7 protein-coding genes are annotated in these 8,317 nt (G+C 72.6%); 4 read left to right on the forward strand and 3 right to left on the reverse strand.

Annotated elements, in window-relative coordinates; genetic code table 11:
• Positions 1 to 204: 204 nt before the first annotated feature.
• Positions 205 to 957, forward strand: coding sequence for a rhomboid-like protein (locus ACZ38L_RS25255; protein WP_465697366.1), 753 nt, complete (start codon positions 205 to 207; stop codon positions 955 to 957).
• 16 nt (positions 958 to 973) lie between these two features.
• Here the strand turns inward: ACZ38L_RS25255 and ACZ38L_RS25260 are convergent, their stop codons facing one another.
• Together ACZ38L_RS25260 and ACZ38L_RS25265 are read right to left on the reverse strand one after the other, a co-directional pair.
• On the reverse strand, positions 974 to 1,576 hold the full coding sequence (locus ACZ38L_RS25260) for a C40 family peptidase (protein ID WP_465697368.1): 603 nt from the start codon (positions 1,574 to 1,576) through the stop codon (positions 974 to 976).
• Positions 1,577 to 1,671: 95 nt separating this feature from the next.
• Positions 1,672 to 2,877 (reverse strand): permease, encoded by a 1,206-nt coding sequence (locus ACZ38L_RS25265; RefSeq protein ID WP_465697370.1) that lies wholly within the window; start codon positions 2,875 to 2,877, stop codon positions 1,672 to 1,674.
• 245 nt (positions 2,878 to 3,122) lie between these two features.
• Between ACZ38L_RS25265 and ACZ38L_RS25270 the strand changes: the two genes are divergently transcribed.
• Together ACZ38L_RS25270 and ACZ38L_RS25275 are read left to right on the forward strand one after the other, a co-directional pair.
• Complete coding sequence (locus ACZ38L_RS25270; protein ID WP_465697372.1) at positions 3,123 to 4,631, forward strand: alkaline phosphatase family protein; 1,509 nt, start codon at positions 3,123 to 3,125, stop codon at positions 4,629 to 4,631.
• On the forward strand, positions 4,628 to 5,206 hold the full coding sequence (locus ACZ38L_RS25275) for a hypothetical protein (protein ID WP_465697375.1): 579 nt from the start codon (positions 4,628 to 4,630) through the stop codon (positions 5,204 to 5,206). The genes ACZ38L_RS25270 and ACZ38L_RS25275 overlap by 4 nt, the downstream gene beginning before the upstream one ends.
• A gap of 68 nt (positions 5,207 to 5,274) precedes the next feature.
• Here the strand turns inward: ACZ38L_RS25275 and ACZ38L_RS25280 are convergent, their stop codons facing one another.
• Complete coding sequence (locus ACZ38L_RS25280) at positions 5,275 to 5,475, reverse strand: DUF1918 domain-containing protein (protein WP_396562672.1); 201 nt, start codon at positions 5,473 to 5,475, stop codon at positions 5,275 to 5,277.
• A gap of 197 nt (positions 5,476 to 5,672) precedes the next feature.
• Here ACZ38L_RS25280 and valS point away from each other — a divergent pair, with 197 nt between their 5' ends.
• Positions 5,673 to 8,231, forward strand: a complete 2,559-nt coding sequence (gene valS / locus ACZ38L_RS25285) for a valine--tRNA ligase (protein ID WP_465697378.1) — start codon at positions 5,673 to 5,675, stop codon at positions 8,229 to 8,231.
• Positions 8,232 to 8,317 lie beyond the last annotated feature (86 nt).

Raw genomic sequence — 8,317 nt, forward strand, 5'->3', positions numbered from 1 at the left:
CCCCCCCCCCCCCCCCCCCCCCCCCCCCCCCCCCCCCCCCCCCCCCCCCCCCCCCCCCCCCCCCCCCCCCCCCCCCCCCCCCCCCCCCCCCGGGGCCGTCTCCCGGGCTGTCGATCCGCGAGCCGCGGTTCGACCACGCACCGCGAGAGCCCGGTCACGTCGGGTAGGCTTCGGTACCCCCGCCCCCGGCAGCTCGGAATCGTGATGTCCACTCGATGGGTCGAGTCCTTCGTCGTCCTGGTCGTGCTCATCGGCTGGATAGCGGTCCACTACGACTGGCCCGGCGGCCGCCAGTTGCGGACCGGACTGCTGGCCACCTGGGCCTGGGCCGGCGCCAACCCGGCCAGCGCGACGCTCTGGGTGCTGGTCGCGCTGCACTGCTGGATGCTTGCCGGCCTGCCGAACCGGCTGGGGCAGCAGGTGCTGCGGGTGCACTCGACCAACCTGGCGGCGCTCGGCCGGGACCCGGTGACCGTGCTGTTCGCCTCGGCGATGTGGACCGACATCTCCGACCTGCTCACCCTGACCGTGACCGCGCTGCTGGTGCTCGGCCCGGCGGAGCGCTGGCTGGGCACCGCCCGGATGGTCGGGGTCTTCCTGACCGGCCACATCGGCGCCACCCTGCTGACCGCGATCTGGCTGGAGTACCAGATCGCGCACGGGCACCTCAGCCCGTCGATCGCCCGGACGGTGGACGTCGGGGTGAGCTACGGCACCTGGTGCACCGCCGCCGTGCTCTGCTACCGGCTGCCGATGCGGTGGCGGCTGCTCGGCTTCGCCGCGCTCGCCGCCTACTTCGTGACGGTGTACGTGGAGAACCGGACCTTCACCGACCTCGGGCACTGCCTCTCGGTGGCGATCGGGGTGCTGCTCTACCCCCTGACCCGGGCCGAGTCGGTCCGTGCCCGGGCGGCCGGGCGGTGGATCCGGGTCCCGGTGCTGCCCGCCACCGGCTGATCGGCGAAACGGCCGGTCAGTCGCCCGGCCGGACAGCCCCGACGTACTGCGGGCCGAACACCGGGTCCTGGAAGACGTTCTCCAGGCGGGCCACCAGGGTGCCGGTGTGCGCCGCGTGGATCATCGCGTTGCCGCCCGCGTAGAGGCCGACGTGGTGCAGCGGCGCGTCGCCGCGGGAGAAGAAGAGCAGGTCGCCGGGGGCCAGGTTGACCCGCTCGACCGGCGTGCCGCGGTGGAACTGGGCGACGGTGTAGTGCCCGAGCTGGACCGCGCCGCCGGTGCCCGCGTACCAGCAGTACAGGGTGAGGCCGCTGCAGTCGAAGCCGATCGTGGTCTCGCCCTTGCACACGCCGTCGAGGTAGCCGTTCTCGTCCTCGCAGTAGCCGAGGCTGGCGCCGAGCCGGTCACCCCCGCCCCACGAGTAGGGGATGCCGATCTGACGCTCCGCCACCGCCAACACCGCCTCGCCGCGCGAGCGCGGACGCGGACGCGGGCGCGCCGCCTGGGCCGTGCCCCCGCCGGCCATCGGCCCGGCCGCCGAACCCGCGGCGGCCGCGGCGAGCAGGCCACCGAGGAACCGGCGGCGCCCGCCGGCGCCGCCGACAGGACGGAACATCATCACGGTTGGACCTCCGCAGCGTTGCCCGGGCCACCCGGTCGTAGTCCGGTCCCGACAGCTGACCACGGCCGGCCGCGACGCGCCGGGCGACGCGCTCAAGGACGACCCGTGGCGTCATGGCCACCGTGACCGCCGTGGTCGCCCGGCACGGCCGGTCCGGCCGGCTCGGCGGCGGGTGCACCGCCCATCCCGCGCAGCATCTCCGTCCCGCCGGTCCGGAAGAACCGCACCAGCAGCACGGCGGCCAGCAGCAGGAACGCGACGTTGAGCCAGCTGGTGTAGTCCCAGCGGATTCCGGCCATCGGGATCCTCGCGTGCCGCTGGTCCGGGACCAGGCCCAGCCCCCGGAAGAGCAGCTCGACGGCGTAACCCGCGGCCGCCATCGCGAGGTAGCTGGTGCCGGCCAGGAAGGCGGCCATCCGCAGCCCGTAGTACTTCCGGTAGATGTTCAGGATCGGCAGGATCAGCAGGTCGGCGAAGACGAAGGAGACCACCCCGCCGAAGCTGATCCCGCCCTTCCAGAGCACCACCGCCAGCGGCACGTTGCCGACCGAGCAGACGAACGAGACCAGCGCGACCAGCGGCCCGACCAGCGGCCCCCAGAACCGGGCCGCCAGCGGGTGTCCGGCGAAGAAGAACGAGTGCCAGAACGAGTCCGGCACCCAGGCCGCCACCGCCCCGGCGATCAGCAGGCCGCCCACCAGGTCGCGCAGGATCGCCGCCCACTCCATCACGAAGACGTGCGCCACCGAGGTGAACCCCTCGGCCGAGAAGAGCCGTTGGACGAAGCCGCCCTCCCGTCGCACCGACATGTCCATCGCGGCATGGCCCTCCATCGACCCGGCCAGCCCGCGGTCGGCCTGCTCGCGCGCCTCGCGCACCAGCCGCCGGCTCAGCCACCGCCGGAACAGCAACGCGAGCACCACGATCATGATCGGGCCGCCGACGAACTCGGCCGCGGTGAACTGCCACCCCATCAACAGGGCGAGGATCACGCCGAGTTCGACCACCAGGTTGGTGGAGGCGATCTCGAAGGCCAGCGCGGCCGTGAAGTCCGCGCCCTTGCGGAACAGCGAGCGGGCCAGCGCCACCGCGGCGTACGAACAGGAAGAGGAGGCCATCCCCAGCCCGGCGGCCAGCGCCAGCGTCCGCGGTCGGGCGTCGCCGAGCAGCCGGACCACGGTGGCCCGGCGCACCACCGCCTGCACGACCGCGGAGAGCAGGAAGCCGAGGATCAGCGCCCAGGCGATCTCCCAGGTCATCGACCCGGTGATGGACAGCGCGTGCCGGATCGCCTGCATGGGGGTCCGCCTTCCTACCAACCGGTGCGTTCGGGGATACCACCAAGGTTCGCACCGGAACACCAGGAACGGCGGCTCACGGCCATCATCCTCGGGCGGAGAAGTCCGTCATCCTGATGAACAGTCACCCGGCGGACCAGCAGTGCGATTCCCTTCCGAGCGCCCGCCGATAGACTTCCCGCCGGCACCGTCGCCGCGTCACCCAGAACTCCGACCGGGCGAGACAGACAAGGACGGTATATGACATGAGCAGGATAGAACCAGACGCACCCAGCATCGGCCGCGGCCACCGCCCGCGACTCGCGGCGACCCTGGTGGCGGCCGCGCTGGCCGCCGCCGGGCTGGTCGGCAGCGGCGTCACCCCGGCCGACGCCGCCAGCCACGACTTCACCCCGCCGAAGATCAAGCACGTCTGGCTGATCGTGCTGGAGAACAAGTCGTACGAGGCCTCGTTCACCGGTCTCAACCAGAACAGCTACCTCTGGAGGACCCTGCCGCAGTACGGCGAGCTGCTCCGCCAGTACTACGGCACCGGTCACTACAGCCTCGACAACTACATCAGCCTGGCCAGCGGGCAGGCCCCGGCGCCCGACACCCAGGCCGACTGTCCGCAGTACAAGAACGTCTCGCCCGGCACCCCGGCCGCCGACGGCCAGACCAACGCGACCTCCGGCTGCGTCTACCCGGACTCGGTGTACACCCTGTTCAACCAGCTCGACGACAAGAACGTCAGCTGGAAGGCGTACATGCAGGACATGGGCAACGACCCGGGCCGCGAGGACCCGTACAAGTGCGGCGTCCCGGGCGACCCGTCCGGCAACGGCGTCCCGGACCCGGGCGCGGCCACCGCCACCGACCAGTACGTGCCCAAGCACAACCCGACCGTCTGGTTCCACTCGCTGATCGACGACCCGCAGGAGTGCGCCCAGGTCGTGCCGCTGGACGGCCGCCCGGCCCAAGGCGGCCGCCCCGCGCAGAGCGGCCTCGCCGAGGACCTCAGGAGTGAGGACACCACCCCCGCCTTCTCCTGGATCACCCCCGACAACTGCTCGGACGCCCACGACTCGACCTGCAAGGGCGACAACCTCTCCGGTGACCCGAACAACCACCAGGGCGGCCTGTACGCCTCGGACCTCTTCCTGGAGAAGTGGATCCCGCAGATCATGGCCTCGCCCGCGTTCCAGGACAACGGCCTGATCGACATCACCTTCGACGAGGCGTTCCCACCGTACAAGATCTACGGCAACTCCACCGGCGACTACACCGGCAACAGCGACCCGACGCTCAACACCCCGACCGACACCGCGCAGTCCGTGGTCGCCTGCTGCGACGAGCTGCCCGGACCCAACACCAGCCAGCCCGGCGACCAGGCCTTCGGCCAGGACACCACACCCGGCGGCGGGATCACCGGCTCGGTGCTGATCTCGCGCTACATCAAGCCCGGCACGATCAGCGACCAGCCGTACAACCACTACTCCTGGCTGCGCAGCATGGAGGACCTCTTCCACATCACCAAGGGCGGCACCGACGGCCAGGGCCACCTCGGCTACGCCGGCACGCCCGGGCTGCGACCGTTCGGGCCCGACGTCTACAACAACCCCGGTGGCCACGCGACGCAGCCCGCCCCCATGGGCAGTAACGGCGTCTACTCGGCCACCAGCAAGCAGCCGAAGGACCAACCGGCCTTGCTCGCACCCGACTTCACCGGACCGAACGCGGTTCTGGACAGCCTGAGGCTCGGGGCGGGCCAGTGACCGACCGCTCCACCCACCGAGGCCGTGCCCCGCTCGGGCGTGGCCTCGGCCGCGGGCCCGCGACCGCGCTGCTCACCGTCCTGCTGGCAGCGACCGGCTGCTCGTCGTCCGGGCAGCTGGCGACGGACCTGGGCCGGGTCCCGATCCCCACTCCGCCCGCCTCGCCGATCGTACCGACCGCATCCCCCGGACACGCCCAGCTGGTGGCGATGGGCGACGCCGTCCAGCTCGACCTCGGTGCCCAGCAGGCCCGGATCACCGCGACCGGGCCCGACCTCGCGCTGCCCGCGCCCGCCCCCGGCGCGGCACCGGCCAGTGCCTCCGCCGGGACGATCACGGTGCTGCTGCACGTCCCGGCCGGCGGTGCGGAGCTGCGCGCCGACGCGCTGAGCATCACCGACGAGCTGGGCCACCCGGTGCCGTTCACCAGCGACGCCACCTCGGCGAGCGCGACCCCCGGCCACGACGCGACCCTGCACCTCGCCGCCACCTTCGACGCCGGCCATGCCACACTCAGTTGGTCGGCGGCCGGAAAGCCGCTGGCCACCTGGGACTTCGAGGTCGAGCTGGACTAGGTCCCGGTCGATCCGACACAACCGATGGGGAGTTGACGCCACGTCAACTCCCCATCATGACGCCCCCGCTACCAGAGCCGGTCCTGCCTGTGCGGTTCGATCACCGTGTCGGGACCGGGGTAGATCAGCCCGTCGTGGCCGTCCTCGAAGCGGACCAGGTACGGCGGTTCGCCGTGCGAGCCGCGGACCTCGATGATCTCGCCCAACTGGTCGGCCATGCCGACGGCCTTGCTGTGGATGTGGATGGTGTCACCAACCATGGCTTGCATATTCCGCTCCTCCGCTCCTCCTGGGCCGAGAACCGGCGCCGGAGCCGATCCGGACCGGTCGCCAGGCTGCCGCGCGGGTGGGCCGCCCTGTCTCCACTGTGCGGCCACGAACGGGTCACCGCAATGCCGCGGCCCGGGCGGTGCCGCCGGATATTCGGTTGATCGTTCACCCACCCCCGGCACTAGCATCAGGCGGCATGACAAAGACTCCTCGTCTCCCTGATGTGCCCGCCAAGCCCTCCCTCGCGGGGCTCGAAGCGAAGTGGTCGCGGCGCTGGGACGAGACGGGGGTATACCGCTTCGACCGCTCCCGGCCGCGGGCCGAGGTCTTCTCGATCGACACCCCGCCGCCCACGGTCAGCGGCTCACTGCACGTCGGCCATGTCTTCTCCTACACCCACACCGACACCGTCGCGCGCTACCAGCGGATGCGCGGGCGCGAGGTCTTCTACCCGATGGGCTGGGACGACAACGGCCTGCCGACCGAACGCCGGGTGCAGAACCACTTCGGCGTGCGCTGCGACCCCGCGCTGCCCTACGACCCGGACTTCACCCCGCCGGCCAAGCCCGGCCGGGAGCAGATCCCGGTCTCCCGGCGCAACTTCATCGAACTCTGCGAGCGGCTGACCACCACCGACGAGCGGGCCTTCGAGGAGCTCTGGCAGCAGTTGGGCCTCTCGGTCGACTGGTCGATGACGTACCAGACCATCGGCAGCACCGCGCGGGCCATCTCGCAGCGCGCCTTCCTGCGCAACCTGGCCCGCGGCGAGGCCTACCCGGCCGAGGCGCCGACGCTCTGGGACGTCACCTTCCGCACCGCGGTCGCCCAGGCCGAGCTGGAGGACCGGGAGCGCCCGGGCGCCTTCCACCAGTTGCTGTTCAGCCGGCCGGACGGCGGCGACCCGGTGGAGATCGGCACCACCCGCCCGGAGCTGCTGCCCGCCTGCGTCGCGCTGGTCGCCCACCCCGACGACACCCGCTACCAGCCGCTCTTCGGTTCGACCGTGCGCACCCCGGTCTTCGGCGTCGAGGTGCCGGTGCTCGCACACCGGCTGGCCGACCCGGAGAAGGGCACCGGCATCGCCATGGTCTGCACCTTCGGCGACACCACCGACGTGGTCTGGTGGCGCGAACTGCGGCTGGCCACCCGCCCGGTGCTGGGCTGGGACGGCCGCTTCGGCGCCGAGCCGCCGGCCGGCCTGGCGTCGGAGCGGGCCCGGACGGCGTACTCGCGGCTGGCCGGCGCCACCGTGCACACCGGCCGCGAGCGGATGGTCGCGATGCTGCGGGAGAGCGGCGAACTGCTCGGCGAACCGCGGCCGATCAGCCACCCGGTGAAGTTCTACGAGAAGGGCGACAAGCCGCTCGAAATCGTCACCACCCGGCAGTGGTACCTGCGCAACGGTGGCCGCGACGACCGCCTGCGCGCCGAACTACTGTCCCGTGGAGCCGAGTTGATCTGGCACCCGGAGCACATGAAGGTCCGCTACGACAGCTGGGTGGGCGGCCTGAACGGCGACTGGCTGGTCAGCCGGCAGCGCTTCTTCGGGGTCCCGATCCCGCTCTGGTACCCGCTCGACGGGACGGGCCGCCCGGTGTACGACCGGCCGCTGGTCCCGGCCGAGTCCGCGCTGCCGATCGACCCCGGCACCGACACCCCGGACGGCTTCACGCCCGACCAGCGCGACCGTCCGGGCGGCTTCACCGGCGACCCGGACGTGATGGACACCTGGGCGACCTCCTCGCTCACCCCACAGATCGCCGCCCGCTGGGGCGTGGACGACGACCTGTTCGCCCGGGTCTTCCCGATGGACCTGCGCCCGCAGGCCCACGAGATCATCCGCACCTGGCTCTTCTCGTCCGTGGTCCGCGCGCACGCCGAGCACGACGTGCTGCCCTGGCGGCACGCGGGCATCTCGGGCTGGATCCTCGACCCGGACCGCAAGAAGATGTCCAAGTCGGTCGGCAACGTGGTCACCCCGGCCGATCTGCTGGACCAGCACGGGTCGGACGCGGTGCGCTACTGGGCGGCCAGCGGGCGCCCAGGGACGGACACCGCGTTCGACGTCGGGCAGATGAAGATCGGGCGACGGCTGGCGATCAAGGTGCTCAACGCGAGCCGGTTCGTGCTGAGCCTGGGAGTGCCCGCCGGGGCCGCCCGGGTGACCGAGCCGCTGGACGCCGCGATGCTCGCGGAACTCGCCGAGACCGTGCAGGCGGCCACCGAGGCGTTCGACGCCTTCGACTACACCCGGGCGCTGGAGCGGACCGAACAGTTCTTCTGGCACTTCTGCGACGACTACGTCGAGCTGGTCAAGGCCCGCGCCTACGGCGAGCAGGGCGAGCGGGCGGCGGAGTCGGCGCGGCGCGCGCTGGTCACCGCGCTCTCGACGCTGCTGCGGCTGTTCGCGCCGTTCCTGCCGTTCGCCACCGAGGAGGTCTGGTCCTGGTGGCAGGACGGCTCCGTGCACCGCGCCGCCTGGCCGGCCGCGGACGAGCTGCGTCAGCTGGCCGGCCCGGTCGACCGCGCGGTGCTCACCACGGCCGCGCAGGTGATCGCGGGGGTGCGCAGGGCGAAGTCGGAGGCGCGGGTGTCGATGCGGGCCGACGTCGCGCGGGCCGTGATCACCGGCTCGCGCAGCGCCCTGGACCTGCTCGCGCTGGCCGAGCACGACGTCCGCGCGGCCGGCCGGATCGCGTCCGTCGAGGCGGTGGTGGCGCGGGACGGGCAGCTGGCGGTGGCGGTCACCTTCTGACCCGTCGGGGGGGGGGGGGGGGGGGGGGGGGGGGGGGGAGGGGGGGCGGGGGGGGGAGAGGGGGGGGCGGGGGGGGGGGCAACACC

Source organism: Kitasatospora sp. NPDC024654 (assembly GCF_055559155.1).

Coding starts and splice junctions, on each gene's coding strand:
- ACZ38L_RS25255 (WP_465697366.1), top strand. CDS start 205: ATGTCCACTCGATGGGTCGAGTCCTTCGTCGTCCTGGTCGTGCTCATC.
- ACZ38L_RS25260 (WP_465697368.1), bottom strand. CDS start 1,576: ATGATGTTCCGTCCTGTCGGCGGCGCCGGCGGGCGCCGCCGGTTCCTC.
- ACZ38L_RS25265 (WP_465697370.1), bottom strand. CDS start 2,877: ATGCAGGCGATCCGGCACGCGCTGTCCATCACCGGGTCGATGACCTGG.
- ACZ38L_RS25270 (WP_465697372.1), top strand. CDS start 3,123: ATGAGCAGGATAGAACCAGACGCACCCAGCATCGGCCGCGGCCACCGC.
- ACZ38L_RS25280 (WP_396562672.1), bottom strand. CDS start 5,475: ATGCAAGCCATGGTTGGTGACACCATCCACATCCACAGCAAGGCCGTC.
- valS (WP_465697378.1), top strand. CDS start 5,673: ATGACAAAGACTCCTCGTCTCCCTGATGTGCCCGCCAAGCCCTCCCTC.